The sequence below is a fragment of the Gardnerella sp. c23Ub_4 genome (assembly GCF_055804115.1).
Genome location: NZ_JANUYO010000001.1, coordinates 303,392 through 318,980 on the forward strand (window position 1 = coordinate 303,392; position 15,589 = coordinate 318,980).

Consider the following 15,589-nt stretch of genomic DNA (forward strand, 5'->3'; position numbering starts at 1 on the left):
AAAGCACGTATAATTAATAATTTAATCTCATAAAATTAATCCCCACTAAACTTTAAGTAGATTAGTGGGGATTATTTTTATAAAAATTATTTATAAAAATCATTAAACGAACTATTTTTTATAAGATAGATCTCGAATATCTTCCAAAATTTTAATCATTTTTTCTTCGCGATCTTTGCGTTTTTCTTCATCACTCTTTTCTTTTTCAAATTGCAAGAAAGGAAGACCAATCTCTCTTAACTTGTTAATAGGAAGAACAATGCAAAAATAAACAGCTGCAGCAACAATAAGGAAGTTTAAGATTGATCCAATAACTGCACCAAAAGAGATTGTTGCACCATTTATTGTTATTGTTAAAACACCATCAAGATCTGGCTTTCCGCAAATTATCGCTATAAGCGGATTAATAATGTTTTTAACAATCGAAGTAACAACGGAAGTTACGGCGCTGCCCATAACAACACCAACCGCCATGTCGATTACACTACCTCTTGCAATGAATTTTTTGAAACCGTTAAACATAGAAAATCCCTTCTGCTATTTAATATTTGATGTCTATTTGATATCTATATTATTTTAATTTTCTTAATATTTTGTTGTAAATAAAACTATTACTTTTAGATAGATTAAGAATAGACAAAACAAGTATTGGGTACATTATTGCAGAAGTTAAAACATCACTAGGGAAGTGTGCTGCAACAACAAGTCTAGAAATTGCAACAATAGCAACAATAATAATGCTAACGATTAATCCAAGCCTTAAGAAAGACTTATTTGCAATATAAATAATCATAAGAGCCATTGAACAAATAGCTACTGCTGCTGCAGTGTGACCGCTTGGAAAACTTGGATCTGGTGGAACTTTAATTTTTACACCAATAAATGGCCTAGGTCTATGAACTATGAATTTAACAGCAAAAATATAAATCATTGGCAAAAGGCAAGTCGCAAGCTGTATTAGAGTTATGCGCCAATCTCGTTTTATAAAATAAGAAATAACAGCCAAAATAAAAAGTATAACAATGCATGATTTTGTAGAAAAAACTATTGCAAGCAATTTAGAAAGAGCCATTATAAAAGACGGAGAATAGTTGTGGAAAAATGCTACGATTCCTGCTTCAAAAGATCTTTCTGCACTATTAACAAGCAAAAGTTTTCCAATTAAAGGAACTAAAATCGCAAGAAGTATAACAGTAGAACACTTCTTATTATTAGTTATATAGAACTTTATTTTTTCTAAAAATTCGTAAAGCTTATTTTTTTGATTCATAATTAAAGATTACACTTAGAAATATATAATAAACTTGTAATATTAAATTGGTTTATAAGTTTTATTTGTTTATTTTGCATAATTTTGTAAAAATGTAGTATATAAACAAGTATGTAAATAAATTTAGCAAACGCATGTTTGGTATTTAGATGTGATTTGTACACCGTACGAGGTGACGAGTAATATGAGGAAAAGGTAGAAAGGGTTTACAATGAGCGTGCTTGACAGACTTGAGAAGAGCGTTGAAGGTGCAATGAATGGAGTCTTCGCAAAATTCGGGTCTAAAGACTTGCAACCTGTTGATCTTTCTAGTGCATTAGAGCGAGAAATTGATAACCAGTCTATGCCAATTGATCGCGATCGTACGGTTGCACCAAATGAGTATCACTTTAAGCTTAGTACTCCAGACTTTGATCAGCTTGGTAGTGAAGCTTTAGCAAATGAGCTTGCGGATAATCTTACACAATATGCAAAAAGTCAGCATTATGCTTTTGTTGGCCCAGTTGCAGTTATTTTTGAAGAAGATACTGATCTTACCAAAGGTGATTTCAATTTAACTTCTGATTCTGTTCCAGGAAACGCTGTTCCTGTAACAACTCAAGAGCAGTCAGAAAATCATCCAATGCTGGAGATTAATGGGAATAGGTATTTGTTAACAAAAGATCGCACAATATTAGGCAGAGGTTCTGGTTGCGATATTGTTATTGATGATCCTGGAATTTCTCGTAGACATCTTGGAATAGACGTTACACCAGATGGTGTTATTGCTAGGGATCTTGGATCCACTAATGGTACTTATGTTGAAGGTCATCAAACTCCAGCAGCAACGCTATTAGATGGAAACACTATTACTATTGGGCGCACCCGTATTCTTTATTGGGCTTCGGATCAAGATCAGGAGTAGTAGACGAATACGTAAAGAGATACGAGTACACGCATGATATTAACCGAGTTGACTTTTGCTATACTTAAGTACAGTTTTTTAGTACTTTTGTGGGTATTCGTATGGTTTGCTGTTCGATCTTTACGAAAAGATATTGAAATTTTTAGTCCTAAAAAGTCTAAAGCTTGGAAGAATAAGTCTCATCGCAGACCAAATCCTTCTAATGATGAATCTTTAAGAAATAACAATATTGCTTCTGCTAATTTAGAGAAGAATAATCAAGCTGAAATGCCAACTTTGCTTGTTATTATTGATGGTCCTTTAGCTGGTTCGTCATTCCCGTTGGAGCCTTCTGGCGTAACTCTTGGAAGATCTGCAAACAATACGGTTGTTCTAAATGACGAGTTTGTTTCTTCTCATCACGCGCGCGTGTATTTTAATCAATCTGTAAATTCTTGGGTTCTTGAAGATTTAGGTAGCACTAACGGAACTATGATAGGTCATAGTAGAGTTAATGAACCTGTTGTTTTGCCTCCGCGCAAGTCTGTGCGAATCGGAGCAACAATGTTTGAATTGAGGTAAGTAAATGGCGCAATTCGATTCAAACATTGAAGATAAAACAAGTAGTCAAAAGCAGCAAGATCAAGTTGATTCTGTAAGTAATGGCGTTGCAAGTGTTGCAAACGTTGTAAGTAGTGAGTCTGCAAATAGCAGCGATGCAAATAATAATCCAGTAAATAATGCTGTAAAAAGTGAAAAAAGCAGCTTAAATAAGGCCTATTTTATAGACAAAGCGTTGTTTATGTATTCAACAGCTGTTAGCGACGTTGGTACTGTTAGAAGCAATAATCAAGATTCTGCGTTTGCTGGAGAAAGATTGGCCTCTATTTGCGACGGTATGGGCGGTCATGCTGGAGGAGATACGGCTTCTACAATCGCAATTAGGTCTTTAGCTCACATTGAGCAAGATTCAAGGCCAAATGATGTAAAAGCTGTTTCTTCAATGATGGAAACCTCGATTATGGCTGCTCACGACGCAATTGTTGGCAAAGCCAAAAGAGAGCGCAGACTTGCTGGAATGGGAACAACAGTAACAGCCGTATCTCTTGTAAATGGTTACTGGGTTCTTGCACATTTGGGTGATTCTAGAGCGTACTTGTTGCGAGATAATCATCTTATAAGAATGACTTGCGACCATAGTTACGTTCAACATTTAATAGACACGGGTCACATTACGCCAGAAGAAGCAAGAAATCATCCGCAGCGAAATGTTGTTATGCGCGTTTTAGGTGATTTTGATATTGACCCAAGGCCAGATATTGCTATTAGGCAGGCACACCCTTCTGATCGTTGGCTTTTGTGCTCGGATGGTGTGTGTGGAGTGTTAGAAGATTCCACAATTCAAGAAGTTATGAGCACTGTATCTAATCAAGAAGAGTGTGCTCAAAAACTTGTTTCTATGGCACTTAAAGCAGGAAGCACAGATAATGCGACTGCTGTTATAGCGGATGCAACTTTGGCACTAGACGCAGATGCTTTTGACTTGCCTCACCAAACTCCATTAATTGGCGGTGCTGCAAGCAAAGATTTAGAGTCTATAGCAGATATTGTTAATAAGGCTGTTTCTTCTACGCCGCCATTGCGTGAAGGTAAGGATTCTCCTGCTCAAAGAGCTGCTGCTCTTATACAAACAGACGCAAAATCGGCGGAAAAAGATGAGAAAATTGTAGAAACTACTCGACTTGTGCAGCCTTCGCATTTAAGAAACGAAGAAGAGCTAAGATCTACAGACACAAACGAGATTCCTATTGTAAAAAAGAAGAACGGTAGAATATCAACAGATCCTAGGGATCCAGATGTTCAGCGTGCTGTAAAAAGAGAACAGGCAGAAGCACACAAAGCAAATAGAATTAGAAGAAGATGGATGAGAATAGGTGTTGCTTTTGCAACGCTTGTTGTGTGTGCGATTGTTGCTTGTGGAGCTTATCTTGTTTATTCTTGGACTCAAAAGCAATACTACATTGGCAAGGGAAACGGCAAAGTAGTTATTTACCAAGGTGTTCCTACTAACATATTTGGATTAGAGCTTTCACACCAGATTGAAGAAACAAATATTAAAGTCAAGAATTTGGATAAGTCTTGGCAAGATCAGCTTGATGAAGGTATTAGTTTTAGCAGTCTTAAAGAAGCAAGAGGTCATGCAAGGCTAATTGGAAGAGAAATGCGCGCTCGAGAAAGCGAGAAGCGTGGTAATAAGCCAAAAAGTATTATTTCTAATTCAGATAATAAAGACGGAAATAATAGTGGAGTTGTAGATTCAAGCAATGATTCAGGAGGTAAAACCTCGTGAACATGTTTAGTATGCGCATTAAGCAAATATCTTTGTTGCTGTTTTCTGTAATTATATCTTCAATAGCATTTTTACAAATGTTTCTAAGGATTGATGGATTCGTTCCAGCAAACTATGTTGGTATGCTTGTTTTAACAACGGCGTTATACCTTGTTTTGTGGGGCGTTTTGATTGTAAAAAAGCCTTATTCTAGTCAGGTAATACTCCCTTGTATTCTTCTTCTTACAGCTATTGGAACTGTTATGATTGCAAGAATAGATAAACAGCACAACACTAATGTTGCTATGAAACAGCTTATTTGGGTTTGTGTTGCTCTTGTATTATCCATAATTTTTGTGATGGTTCTAGAAGATTATAGGATTCTTAGAAGATTCTCGTACGTTAGCATGGTGATTGGTCTTGTTCTCCTTTTATCTCCAATGCTTCCAATAATCGGTAAGGAAATTGGCGGAGCGAGAATTTGGATTGGCTTTGGAAACCACACTATTCAGCCAGGAGAATTTGCAAAACTATTCTTAGCTTTCTTCTTTGCAGCATACTTGTTTGATCATAGAGACAGACTTGCAGTTGGTGGAACAAAGATTTTTGGAATTCATCTTCCACGATTCAAAGATATGGGTCCTATAGCGCTTGTTTGGGCTGCTTCAATGTGTGTGCTTGTTGTGCAACACGATTTAGGAACATCATTAATGTTCTTTGCAATGTTTGTTTCTATGCTTTACGTTGCAACTGGAAGAAAAGGCTGGCTTGCAATAGGCTTTATAGCATTTATAATTGGATGTTTAGTTGCTGTTAAGCTTTTTGCACACGTTCAATACAGAGTTGACGCTTGGCTTAACCCATACGACCCAGTTATTTACAACAGATTCCCAGGTGGGTCTGCTCAAATTGTTACTGGATTATTTGGCCTTGCTGCAGGAGGTATAACTGGAACAGGATTAGGCCAAGGTCATCCTTCTTTAACGCCACTTGCTAATTCCGATTTTATTTACGCTTCGGTTGGGGAAGAATTAGGATTAACTGGTTTGTTTATAGTCTTAATTCTTTACATGATTATTATTGCGTCGGGCATGATTACTGCTATGAAGATTAAAGACGGTTTTGGAAAGCTTCTTGCATCTGGTCTTGTTTTTACAATGGCGTTCCAAGTATTTACTGTTGTTGGCGGAATCACGCTTGTTATTCCACTTACTGGCTTAACAATGCCTTATATGGCAGCTGGTGGTTCTTCTCTAGTTGCAAACTATGTGCTTGCATCTATTTTGATTGTTATATCTAATGCTGCTAATAAGCCAGAGGCTGCTATATCGTCTGATACTTTCCAATACGAAGCTTTAGCTGCTCTTAGGGAAAGAGAGCTTAAGCAAAGAGAAAATAAGTCCTCTAATCTTAACTCCTCTAATCTTAAAGAAGATGGGGGTGAATCTTATGAATAAATGTTTGAAGCAGCTTTTTAGTGCAGTAATTGTGTTGTTTGTTGTTTTATGTATTTCTAGCACGTATATAACATCTATAAAAGCAAACGAATTAAATTCTGATCCTAGAAATAGGCGCGCGCTATATCACGAATTTGGCGCTCCAAGAGGAGCAATTCTTGCATCCGATGGAACTGTTTTAGCGAAATCAGATCCATCTAAAGATGCATTCGTGTATCAAAGGTCATATTTTAACGGCCCTGCTTATGCTCCAATAACGGGTTATTATTCAATAAGTCAAAGAGCAGATAGAGGAATAGAGGCTTCTAGAAATCAGCTTTTAAGTGGAGAATCCGACGCGCTATTCCTTCAAAAGTTTAAGTCTCTATTTACAGGAGCAGAAAACAGAGGTGCTTCTATAGAAACATCTATTAACACTAAGCTTCAAACTCTTGCATACAATCTGCTAAAAGACAAGAATGGCGCTTTAGTTGCAATAGAGCCAAAAACTGGAAGAATACTAGCAATGGTTAGTACGCCTAGCTACGATCCTTCTTCTCTTGCATCTCACAATGTTTCTTTAGTAAACAGAGCATATAAGGATCTTATATCTAACATATATAATCCAATGCTAAATCATTCAATATCTGAACTTTATGCTCCTGGTTCTACTTTCAAAACGGTTGTTGCGGCAACTGCGCTAGAAACTGGAAAATATGATTTAAATACTTCGATTCCAGCTGGATCTTCGTACACTCTTCCAGGAACGCAAACTCATCTTACAAATGTTGTTCCAAGCGCTAGCGGATTGAATGGTCAAATATCTTTTGAAGATGCTCTAGCTTATTCTTCAAATACTGCATTTGCACAACTAGGAGTTTCTTTAGGAGCAGATGCGATTGTTAAGCAGGCTAAAAAGTTTGGATTATTTAGCTCATTTACTTTAGACGGATCTGATTCAACAGGATTCCCAATGAGGGTTGTTGCGTCTTTGCTTAATCAAAAGCCTACGCAAGATAAACTTGCTCTTCAGTCAATTGGTCAGGGAGATGCTAGGGTTACTCCTCTTCAAAATGCTATGATTGCAGCTGCTATTGCAAATAATGGAACACTTATGAAGCCAACGCTTGTTGATTGCGTAAGGTCTAGTGACTTGTCTGTTATTTCTCAAACAACGCCTACCGTTATGAGTCAAGCTTTAAGCGCACAAAGTGCTGCAAAACTCAATGCTATGATGCAAAGTGTAGTTGTAAAAAGTAATCAAAATCTTTCTTTGCCAAATGTTGCTGTTGCAGCAAAATCGGGAACAGCACAAATTGGGTTTAGAAATCAAGCTATTAATGGGTGGGGTATTGGATTTGCTCCTGCACAAGATCCTAAAATAGCTGTAGCAGTTGTTATTCACAATGCTAGTACGTATGGAACGCTTACAGCAGGGCCAATTATGAGACAGGTGATGAAGGAGGCGCTTAAGCAATGAAACTTGTTGAAGGACAGTTAGTTCATCATCGATACAGACTAGATAGAAGACTTGCACAAGGAGGCATGGGGGAAGTCTGGAAGGGCTTTGATATACAGCTTGGCAGGATTGTTGCCGTTAAAGCGCTTAGAACCGATACAAGCAATGTTGAAGCTAAATTGCGTAGACTTAGAGCAGAAGCGCATAATTCAGCCAATCTTGCTCACCCAAATATTGCAGCTTTATTTGACTACTACGAGCATGATGGCATTGGCTTTTTGATTATGGAGTATGTTCCTAGTAAGTCTTTAGCAGACTTATATCATAAAGAAAAAACTGTTGAGCCAACGCGATTGCTGCCTATACTTATTCAAACTGCAAGAGGTCTTTTTGTTGCACATTCCCACGGTGTTATTCATAGAGACGTTAAGCCAGCAAATATTATGGTTTCCGAAACGGGAAGCGTAAAGATAACAGATTTTGGCGTTTCGTACTCTAGCGACCAAGAGCAGATTACTCAAGATGGAATGGTTGTTGGAACAGCTCAATATATTTCCCCAGAGCAAGCTCAAGGAGAGCAAGCAACTGCCCAGTCCGATATTTATTCTCTTGGAGTTGTTGCATACGAAGGACTTTGTGGACATAGGCCATTTACTGGAACTACGCCTGTAGATATTGCAGCCGCACACGTTAATGACCCTGTTCCACCTCTTCCAGATAGTGTTGACCTTCAATTAAGACAGTTTGTAATGTCAATGCTTTCTAAGAATCCAAAAGATAGACCTAAAGATGCTCTTGTTGTTTCAAAAGTGCTTGCAAAAATTGAACGAAGACTTTTGGATCAGCAAACAGCGTTTAACAATAAAAACACAATAGATTCTTCCAATGCTCAGCGCATTAAACGCAGCGTTAGAAGTGTTCCAAAAACACAAGTTAATATTATTAACATTTTGAATAATAACGACCGCAAGGAGCAGCAATGAGTAACACAATGCCTACCTCATTAGCGAATGGACGGTACCAATTAGGTGAATTGATTGGCCGCGGTGGAATGGCCGAAGTGCGAGTCGCAGAAGATAAGCGCTTGGGTCGTACCGTTGCTGTTAAAATCATGCGTTCTGATTTGGCAAATGACGAAATCTTTTTGTCTCGTTTCCGCCGAGAAGCACATTCTATTGCGCAAATGAATAATCCAAACATAGTGAATATCTATGATTCTGGAGAAGAGTCTGTTGTAGACGACAATGGCGTAGAAGAGCATTTGCCGTATCTTGTTATGGAATACGTTAAAGGAAAAACGCTTCGCGATATTCTTAAGATGAATGGTGCTTTAAGTCAAAGAGATTCCGAACAAATTATGCTTGGAGTTTTGAATGCCTTGGAGTATTCGCATAGAATGGGCGTGATTCACCGAGATATTAAGCCTGGAAACATTATGATTTCCGAGCAGGGCATTGTTAAGGTTATGGATTTTGGAATCGCAAGAGCGTTAGACGATTCTGCAACAACAATGACACAATCGCAAGGTGTTGTTGGAACCGCGCAATATTTGTCTCCAGAGCAGGCGCGTGGAGAACAGGTGGATATGAGATCCGACTTGTATTCTGCAGGATGCGTCTTATACGAGATGCTAACTGGAAGGCCGCCTTTTACTGGCGATTCTGCAGTTGCAATAGCATATCAGCATGTTTCAGAAGTTGCAACTCCTCTAAGTACGCTTGTTCCAGGTCTTCCTTCAATGTGGGATAAGATTTGCGCAAAAGCAATGGCAAAAGATAGGCAGAATAGGTATGCAACGGCTGCTGAATTTAAGAACGACATATTAGCGTTTATGAACGGCGGTGTTCCTGTTGCAGCAGCTTTTAATCCGCTAACCGATTTAGCTAATATGCGCGCAAGAAAGCAGGCAGAGCAGAATGCTGCAACTCAAGCTATTGGAGCGGCAGACACTGCCTCTACTCAAAGTTTTGGCGCGATTACAGGCCAGTTTGATGCGTATCCAAATACGGGCTACAACACAAGAGCCGCTCAGCGCGCTGCAAATCAGGCAAAAAGAAGTAAGCGAATTGTTATTGCTTCTGTTGTGTCTGCGATTGTTTGCGCGATTGTTGTTGGCGGAATTCTATTTATGCTAAATCGCAGTAAGCTAGCTGGAGATATTGTTGTTCCAACGTTTAGCGAAACTACAACTCAAGATGCTGCTAAAGAAAAACTTCGCGCGCTTGGTCTTATTCCAGATATTTTGGAAGACGATAAGTCTACTAAGCCAGAAGGTACTTTTACCAAGCAATCTCCTAAAGGTGGAGAGAAGGTTGCGTCTGGGTCTAGAGTTAGCGTTTGGTTCTCTATTGGTCCTCAATCAACTAAGGTTCCAGATGTTACTGGAAAATCGCAAGAAGCAGCTAGAAAAGCTCTTGAGCGCGCAGGATTTAAGATTTCTAACGTTAGAGTGGAAGATAGTACAGACGTTAAAAAGAATCACGTTACTAGAACTGACCCAGTTGCAGATTCGTTTGCCGATAAAGGTTCAATGGTAACTTTGTACATTTCTTCTGGCTTAACTAAGGTTCCAGATGGAATGGTTGGGCAGTCCAAAGATATTGTTGCTGGAGAATTGCAAAATCTTGGATTTACTGTTAATACCGTAGAAGAAGAATCCGACACTGTTGCAGAAGGAATGGTTACTAAAATGAATCCGTCTTCTGGAGTTGCTGTAAAACCTCATAGCGCTATAACTGTGTATGTTTCTAAAGGAAAGCCTAAGGTAGAAGTTCCTCATGTTGCTCTTGGAACATCAACGTTAAAGCAAGCTAAGCAAATACTAGAAGCAAAGGGCTTTAAGGTTGTTGCTGATGGCTCCGCTACAGATGACGATATTGTTGATAGTATGTCGGAAAAGGAAGGGTCTAAGATAGATAAAGGCTCTACAATAACGCTTACTGTAAAAACTCCCCAGCCTTCTGTAGACACCACTACAAAGCCTGGAAGAACTTCAACATCTGGCTCATCTTCTGCAACAACAAGCAATAGTGATAAATAACAAGAAGCCGCCTATCTTGCCGTTGTTTTAACGGTGCTAGGCGGCATTTGTATTTAACTTGTAAGCTATTTAACTTGTAAGCTACTAAGATTAATTAATAGTTTGTGTTTTAATAAGCTATTTTAATAAGCTATCAAACCAATGATTTATAAGCTGTTTGTAATCTAATAAGCTAGAAAACTAATTAGACAAGTAAACTGTAAACTAATAGATTCCTAGCTTATTAGTAGCGATTTAATAAATCGTTGTTGTGTATGCAGACATTTCTCTTAAGAATGGAATTGTTGCCGAAGCAAACGGATATATCCATTGCATAAGAATTGCAATTGCTGTTACGTAGATTAGTGCGCAAAGAACTAATCTTATTGGCAAAATACCAGGCTGCAATCGCATAAGTCCGCCAAAAATGCTGAATTCTGGCTTTGGTTTTAATCCAGCTCGGATTTGACGTCTTAGAGGCCATTGCCAAGCGATAGCTGCTGCAGCGAAGATAATAATGTACGCAACTATAGCAATAAGTATAACTGGAACAAGCGAATCGAGCTTAGAAGCCAAAGACTGCTGCTCGTTGTTTACAAACTTAACTTGACCGTTTGCATCTACCGTAGAAAGCTCTTTAGGAATACCGTCGGAAACCTTAGCCCAATAATCAAACTCGCCAAAGCTAATAAAGCGGAACTCAGGAGTTGAATATTTTGGCTCACAAGTAACAAGCGTAATCATGCGCTTTTTAGGATTCTTGCTGTGATTTATTGGGTCTTGATCAAGAACTTCACTTTGATCTGGTCTAACAATCTTGTGAGTAACGTACTTATAAACGAACCAATAATCTTTTGTACGAATAATAATAGGATCGCCCTTTTGGAATCGGTCAACGTCTGCTAAAGGCTGACCGTAACCATTTCGGTGACCACTAATAGCCAAGTTTCCAATTTCTCCTGGCATTTCTGTTTTAGGGAAGTGTGCAAGTCCTCGCCTATTTAATATTTCTAGGCTAACGCCTTCAACAATATTGCGCTCCCATTGATTACCAAACCTAGGAATGTATGCTCGAGCAACAAGTTCTCCATACTTTACTTTTTGCAATTTAGGAGGATCGTCTACTTGAGGAAGAGCAATCTTGGTTTTTTTACCAGCAGCAGGATTCTTCCACGAAACAGCCTCTCTGGTTTCAAACTGTACATGCTCGGATTGAGCGCCCGTCCACCACATTTGCCAGACAATGTACAATGCGCAAACAACTGCAAAAGCTATAAGAAGTTCTCCAACAACGCCAGCTATTGTCCAAAGTGCGCTAGCCTTTGTTGTTTTGGCTTCGCTACGTTCGTGCTTGTAGTTAGAACGCTTCATTTTACTCCTTTATTGTTTGGTGGAATGGTGTTGGGGAATATTTCCAATAATATCGGCATCTTTTGGAACCGAAGCAAACCTTAGAGGCTGCAACAGGGCAGACGACTCTAAGAACTTTAAGTTTCCCCTTTTTTCCACTTTCCATCCCAGTCCAAAAGTACTGACATAGTCTTTATATGTTTGAATTGCTGGAGAATTATCCAACGATTCTATCATGTCTTCTATTGAACCAATAGCAGATATTCTATACGGTGGCGAGTACTGATGGCCTTGCAACATAAGCACATTTCCAATACAAACAACAGCTGAATTAAACAAGATTCTTTGACCCTGAATTGTTATAGCCTCCGCTCCGCCTTTCCATAGGGCATTTACAACGGCTTCTATATCTTGTTGGTGGATTACATAGTCATTTATGTTTGCGGAGCTTCCAGACCCGTTTACGGCCGTTTTCCAAAGTGGCGAATCGTTTAGCGTTACAGTAATTCCTGGTCCTTGTATTGCTGGAAGTATTGTGCTTGCGCCAGTATCGTCGGAAGAATCAGACCCGCTTGCGCTGCTTGTTAACGTTTTGTTTAGAAGATTAACTTTAGAATCTAACTCTTTAACCTCTTCTCTCAAAGATTTTGCTCTTTGAGAATTTCTTTCCACCATTTGCCCCGTATCGGAAGTTACAAATGCAGTACGATTTATGCGCAAATTAGTAACGAATAAGTAACCAGTAAAACAAATTGCTAGGGCAACGGCAACGCTTCCTAACAGCGATTTTCTAGCGCCGTGTTTACCTGTTTGTTTTGCCATATTACCCATTCTTCTTCTTGCGTTCGAGTGTAACTATTATTATAACGTGTAGCCGATTGATTGGAGTGTTACTGTTATGGCTGACGAAGAATTGAATAAATTGAATACCACTTCATCTGCCGATGTGGATGAATCTCAAAACTCTTCTAAAGAAGACTTGTATGGTGTTCCTATGGAACAGGTTGAAGCTGTTTTGAACGCAACTGCCGATAAAGAGTCGTTGTCTCCGCAAATACAGCGCATGATGAAGCGTCAAGAAGAAAATACTCGCAGAGTTGAAGAGTCCATTAAGGGCACTAAAGCTAATGCTGGATGGTTTGTTCCACTATTTTGCACGCTTATGATTGTTGGCTTGTTCTGGGCTGTTATTTATTACTTGAATCCTGCTTTGCCAATTCCAGGAATTGGAGCGTTTAATCTTTTGATTGCAGCATGCTTGGTTATGGCTGGGTTCTTAATGACAATGTGCTGGAGATAGTTTGTATATAGCTTGATAGCTTTATATAGCTTGTAGATAATATTTGATTTTGGCTGCATGTAATAAGCGTGCAGCCATTTTTATATGCGTGCTTTGTGTGTTTATTACTCCGCTTTGCTTGCACAAATAAGAACATGATTATTTTTAGAATCGGTAGTTGCAATAATCCTAGTGTTTCCACCGTCTTTTAACTTAAGCCTTTTCTTTAAGTCGTTTACGCTTAGTGGAAAATTGTATGTTGCAATATTTGCGTAAGTTATTTTAGAAAGAGCTTTACTGATTTCTTTTTTGTTTAAGCTGCAAATATTATTTATTTTCCAAATGTTTCCAGGAAAATCTGATTTATATTCGCAAGATATAAAAACGTGGCTGTTGCTTGCGATTTGAAACACGTTGTATTTAGAGCTTAAAATCTTAAAACATCCCGACTTCATAATTGAAGAATTTGGCTCATAGGCATATTTAGCGCAGTTTTTCCAATCTCTTATTGAATCATTTGAGTTTTGCTCGCTTTTTATGTGTGATTCTTGCGATTCTTGCGTCTCTTGCGCTTCTTCTACTTTATTTAAGTCTGGATTGTATTTTGCGTTAAAAACGGTTACTGAATCGTTGTTTGCGCAATAAACTTCAATATTTGAATGCATGTTTGAGTCCAATACTAAAAGCAGCTCTTTGCACTCGTTATTGTGTGAAACAATGTGTACTTGACTAACGTTTCCACAAAAGTCGCAAACAGCTTTTCTCCAATCAAGCATTGGAGATAGTTTAATAATCACAAATTTTGCTACTTGCAGCATGCGTTGTTTTAGCTCTAAAACATTAGGTGTGCAATCTTTAATCGCGTACGTTCTAGCTCCACTTTTATCTCGTCTTGCTGGGTCAATATAAATAATCGTTGCGTAGTCTACTTTTTCTAGCACTTCTACGCTTGTTGAGTTTACGCATTGAACATTGTTTAAGCGCATAACAGTCATATTGTGCTGGCTTATGGCCGATAGTTCTTCTTGAGTTTCTACGCAAATGGCTTTGCAAAACTCTTGGCTCATAATTGCGCAATCTACTCCAAATCCGCCAGTTAAGTCGATTAGAGTTGTTTTGCACTTATCAATATTGTTGTTTTTTATAAGACGATTTGCGATGCGTGCTTTATATTGCGCGGTTGCTTGCGACGAGCACTGTTCCATAGAAATATGTGATGGGTAAATAACTTGATTGTTTTTATACCACATTGGCAGTTTTGTTTTTGCAATCTGCTTTCCGCTTATTTGATTAACAGCAAAAGCAACATTCACGTTTGGGTTATTAGACGCTTTTAGTGCAGCTTCTTTTGGGTTTGTGTTTTGATTTTGAAGAATAAAATCAATAGTTTGCTGATTTTGATCTTGTAGTTGTTTTGTGTGAATGTTGTTAGATTGCATAATTCTATTTTTAATTAAGGTTTAGAGAAAGTCACAATTTTCCAAAAATGTGGATAACTTTTATACACTTGTTAACATGGCTAAAAATGCAGAGTTATCAACGATTGTGTATAACAATGTGGATAACTTATTTAGATATACCCATGTTATACCCAGGTTATGCACATTTATGTCCACAATTGTGGAGAACTACACGCGTGTAATTTAACGCTATTTATTGCAAACAGAATGCGCTTATTGCCAGAAGAACAATAAGTATTAGTAAAGAGTAAACAGCAAATCGCTCATTAAAAGATGCTTTTTTAAGAAGAGGATTATTAGTGCCAAGTAAAGCAGACAGAACTATTCCAGTAACAATTCCACCAATATGAGCTTGCCAAGCAATATTTTGAACCAAAAGAGGCATTGCAAGCGTTAGGCCAATCCAAATTAAAGTTCCATTAACACTTTCGCCAAGTCGCCATTGCGCAACCAAAAGAGCGCCAATAAGACCCATAATCGCTCCCGAAGCCCCATAAGCTGCAATCACCCAGTCTTGTGTAAGCTTTGAGTAAAGTAGAGTTGCAACGCATCCACCAAGCCCACTAATAGCGTATAAGAAAAAGAACTTCCATTTACCAAAGAATCTCTCAAGCTCTACGCCAAGCGAATACAAGCAAATCATGTTAAAAAGAATGTGCGTAAGTTCTGGCGCGTGAACAAACATAGACGTAAACCAAGTCCAGCTTGCTTTTGTAATCAAAAATGGCGCAAAAGCAGTATTTTCAACAAATAGTTGATATGCGCTTGGCAAAAAAGTGTGAAGAATCATCTCAATAATCCACACAAACACGCAAATGTAGATAATTGAATACGTTGCGGTTTTGCAATTAGTTTTAAAGCGCTTAACAATAGTGTTTATGTCAAAATTGTTCATAAAATAACATTATCTAATTGCATACACAAATTTGCATACATAAGTAGCAACCATAATGGTCATTAAAAATGTTTTGTAAGATTTATGGTGTTTTGTGCATAAAAATATAATAAAAAGATGCAAGTGTTAAAAAAAATCACTATTATAGTGAATACACGAGTAAACTCGATACAAACGTTGACTTGGACGAGCAGGTCAGCTTAACGAAA

The 15,589-nt window shown here is 38.2% G+C and carries 14 protein-coding genes; 8 read left to right on the top strand and 6 right to left on the bottom strand.

Annotated features, from left to right (window positions below; translation table 11 throughout):
* Window positions 1–111: 111 nt before the first annotated feature.
* Window positions 112–522: a large conductance mechanosensitive channel protein MscL gene (gene mscL / locus NYP67_RS01360; protein WP_116438085.1), complete on the bottom strand. Its 411-nt coding sequence runs from the start codon at window positions 520–522 to the stop codon at window positions 112–114.
* Window positions 523–571: 49 nt separating this feature from the next.
* Window positions 572–1,270 (bottom strand): phosphatase PAP2 family protein, encoded by a 699-nt coding sequence (locus tag NYP67_RS01365; RefSeq protein ID WP_004132376.1) that lies wholly within the window; start codon window positions 1,268–1,270, stop codon window positions 572–574.
* A gap of 211 nt (window positions 1,271–1,481) precedes the next feature.
* On the opposite strand from NYP67_RS01365, the gene NYP67_RS01370 reads away from it, so the two are divergent.
* The 7 genes from NYP67_RS01370 to pknB are packed head-to-tail and all read left to right on the top strand — an operon-like array spanning window position 1,482 to window position 10,417.
* Window positions 1,482–2,174, top strand: coding sequence for an FhaA domain-containing protein (locus NYP67_RS01370; protein WP_018639878.1), 693 nt, complete (start codon window positions 1,482–1,484; stop codon window positions 2,172–2,174).
* Between the two features lie 33 nt (window positions 2,175–2,207).
* Window positions 2,208–2,735, top strand: a complete 528-nt coding sequence (locus NYP67_RS01375; protein ID WP_004131195.1) for an FHA domain-containing protein FhaB/FipA — start codon at window positions 2,208–2,210, stop codon at window positions 2,733–2,735.
* Between the two features lie 4 nt (window positions 2,736–2,739).
* Window positions 2,740–4,503 carry a PP2C family protein-serine/threonine phosphatase gene (locus tag NYP67_RS01380; protein ID WP_018639881.1) on the top strand — a complete coding sequence of 588 codons (1,764 nt, stop codon included), beginning with the start codon at window positions 2,740–2,742 and terminating at the stop codon, window positions 4,501–4,503.
* The gene (locus NYP67_RS01385) at window positions 4,500–5,939 is read left to right on the top strand and encodes an FtsW/RodA/SpoVE family cell cycle protein (protein ID WP_004132379.1); all 1,440 of its coding nucleotides are present in this window, start codon (window positions 4,500–4,502) and stop codon (window positions 5,937–5,939) included. Before NYP67_RS01380 ends, NYP67_RS01385 begins: the two co-directional genes overlap by 4 nt.
* A complete protein-coding gene (locus NYP67_RS01390; RefSeq protein ID WP_165845311.1) occupies window positions 5,932–7,398 on the top strand; it encodes a peptidoglycan D,D-transpeptidase FtsI family protein in 1,467 nt (488 codons plus the stop codon). Before NYP67_RS01385 ends, NYP67_RS01390 begins: the two co-directional genes overlap by 8 nt.
* The gene (locus tag NYP67_RS01395) at window positions 7,395–8,360 is read left to right on the top strand and encodes a serine/threonine-protein kinase (protein WP_004131203.1); all 966 of its coding nucleotides are present in this window, start codon (window positions 7,395–7,397) and stop codon (window positions 8,358–8,360) included. Before NYP67_RS01390 ends, NYP67_RS01395 begins: the two co-directional genes overlap by 4 nt.
* The gene (pknB, locus tag NYP67_RS01400; RefSeq protein ID WP_004132382.1) at window positions 8,357–10,417 is read left to right on the top strand and encodes a Stk1 family PASTA domain-containing Ser/Thr kinase; all 2,061 of its coding nucleotides are present in this window, start codon (window positions 8,357–8,359) and stop codon (window positions 10,415–10,417) included. Before NYP67_RS01395 ends, pknB begins: the two co-directional genes overlap by 4 nt.
* Before the next feature lie 234 nt (window positions 10,418–10,651).
* Here the strand turns inward: pknB and NYP67_RS01405 are convergent, their stop codons facing one another.
* Both NYP67_RS01405 and NYP67_RS01410 read right to left on the bottom strand, forming a co-directional pair.
* Complete coding sequence (locus NYP67_RS01405; RefSeq protein WP_004131205.1) at window positions 10,652–11,767, bottom strand: class E sortase; 1,116 nt, start codon at window positions 11,765–11,767, stop codon at window positions 10,652–10,654.
* A 9-nt stretch (window positions 11,768–11,776) separates the two neighbouring features.
* Window positions 11,777–12,568 carry a DUF881 domain-containing protein gene (locus NYP67_RS01410; RefSeq protein WP_004131206.1) on the bottom strand — a complete coding sequence of 264 codons (792 nt, stop codon included), beginning with the start codon at window positions 12,566–12,568 and terminating at the stop codon, window positions 11,777–11,779.
* A gap of 76 nt (window positions 12,569–12,644) precedes the next feature.
* On the opposite strand from NYP67_RS01410, the gene crgA reads away from it, so the two are divergent.
* Window positions 12,645–13,046, top strand: coding sequence for a cell division protein CrgA (gene crgA, locus NYP67_RS01415; protein ID WP_004131207.1), 402 nt, complete (start codon window positions 12,645–12,647; stop codon window positions 13,044–13,046).
* A gap of 104 nt (window positions 13,047–13,150) precedes the next feature.
* Here the strand turns inward: crgA and NYP67_RS01420 are convergent, their stop codons facing one another.
* Window positions 13,151–14,464, bottom strand: a complete 1,314-nt coding sequence (locus NYP67_RS01420; protein ID WP_473411105.1) for a THUMP-like domain-containing protein — start codon at window positions 14,462–14,464, stop codon at window positions 13,151–13,153.
* A 214-nt stretch (window positions 14,465–14,678) separates the two neighbouring features.
* Window positions 14,679–15,380: a rhomboid family intramembrane serine protease gene (locus tag NYP67_RS01425; protein ID WP_018639895.1), complete on the bottom strand. Its 702-nt coding sequence runs from the start codon at window positions 15,378–15,380 to the stop codon at window positions 14,679–14,681.
* Window positions 15,381–15,589: the final 209 nt, after the last annotated feature.

Bases quoted from the DNA above. Each gene is read 5' to 3' on its own strand.
- NYP67_RS01390 (WP_165845311.1), top strand. From the start codon at position 5,932: ATGAATAAATGTTTGAAGCAGCTTTTTAGTGCAGTAATTGTGTTGTTT.
- NYP67_RS01375 (WP_004131195.1), top strand. From the start codon at position 2,208: ATGATATTAACCGAGTTGACTTTTGCTATACTTAAGTACAGTTTTTTA.
- NYP67_RS01380 (WP_018639881.1), top strand. From the start codon at position 2,740: ATGGCGCAATTCGATTCAAACATTGAAGATAAAACAAGTAGTCAAAAG.
- mscL (WP_116438085.1), bottom strand. From the start codon at position 522: ATGTTTAACGGTTTCAAAAAATTCATTGCAAGAGGTAGTGTAATCGAC.
- pknB (WP_004132382.1), top strand. From the start codon at position 8,357: ATGAGTAACACAATGCCTACCTCATTAGCGAATGGACGGTACCAATTA.
- NYP67_RS01405 (WP_004131205.1), bottom strand. From the start codon at position 11,767: ATGAAGCGTTCTAACTACAAGCACGAACGTAGCGAAGCCAAAACAACA.
- NYP67_RS01425 (WP_018639895.1), bottom strand. From the start codon at position 15,380: ATGAACAATTTTGACATAAACACTATTGTTAAGCGCTTTAAAACTAAT.
- crgA (WP_004131207.1), top strand. From the start codon at position 12,645: ATGGCTGACGAAGAATTGAATAAATTGAATACCACTTCATCTGCCGAT.
- NYP67_RS01420 (WP_473411105.1), bottom strand. From the start codon at position 14,464: ATGCAATCTAACAACATTCACACAAAACAACTACAAGATCAAAATCAG.
- NYP67_RS01395 (WP_004131203.1), top strand. From the start codon at position 7,395: ATGAAACTTGTTGAAGGACAGTTAGTTCATCATCGATACAGACTAGAT.
- NYP67_RS01370 (WP_018639878.1), top strand. From the start codon at position 1,482: ATGAGCGTGCTTGACAGACTTGAGAAGAGCGTTGAAGGTGCAATGAAT.
- NYP67_RS01365 (WP_004132376.1), bottom strand. From the start codon at position 1,270: ATGAATCAAAAAAATAAGCTTTACGAATTTTTAGAAAAAATAAAGTTC.
- NYP67_RS01410 (WP_004131206.1), bottom strand. From the start codon at position 12,568: ATGGCAAAACAAACAGGTAAACACGGCGCTAGAAAATCGCTGTTAGGA.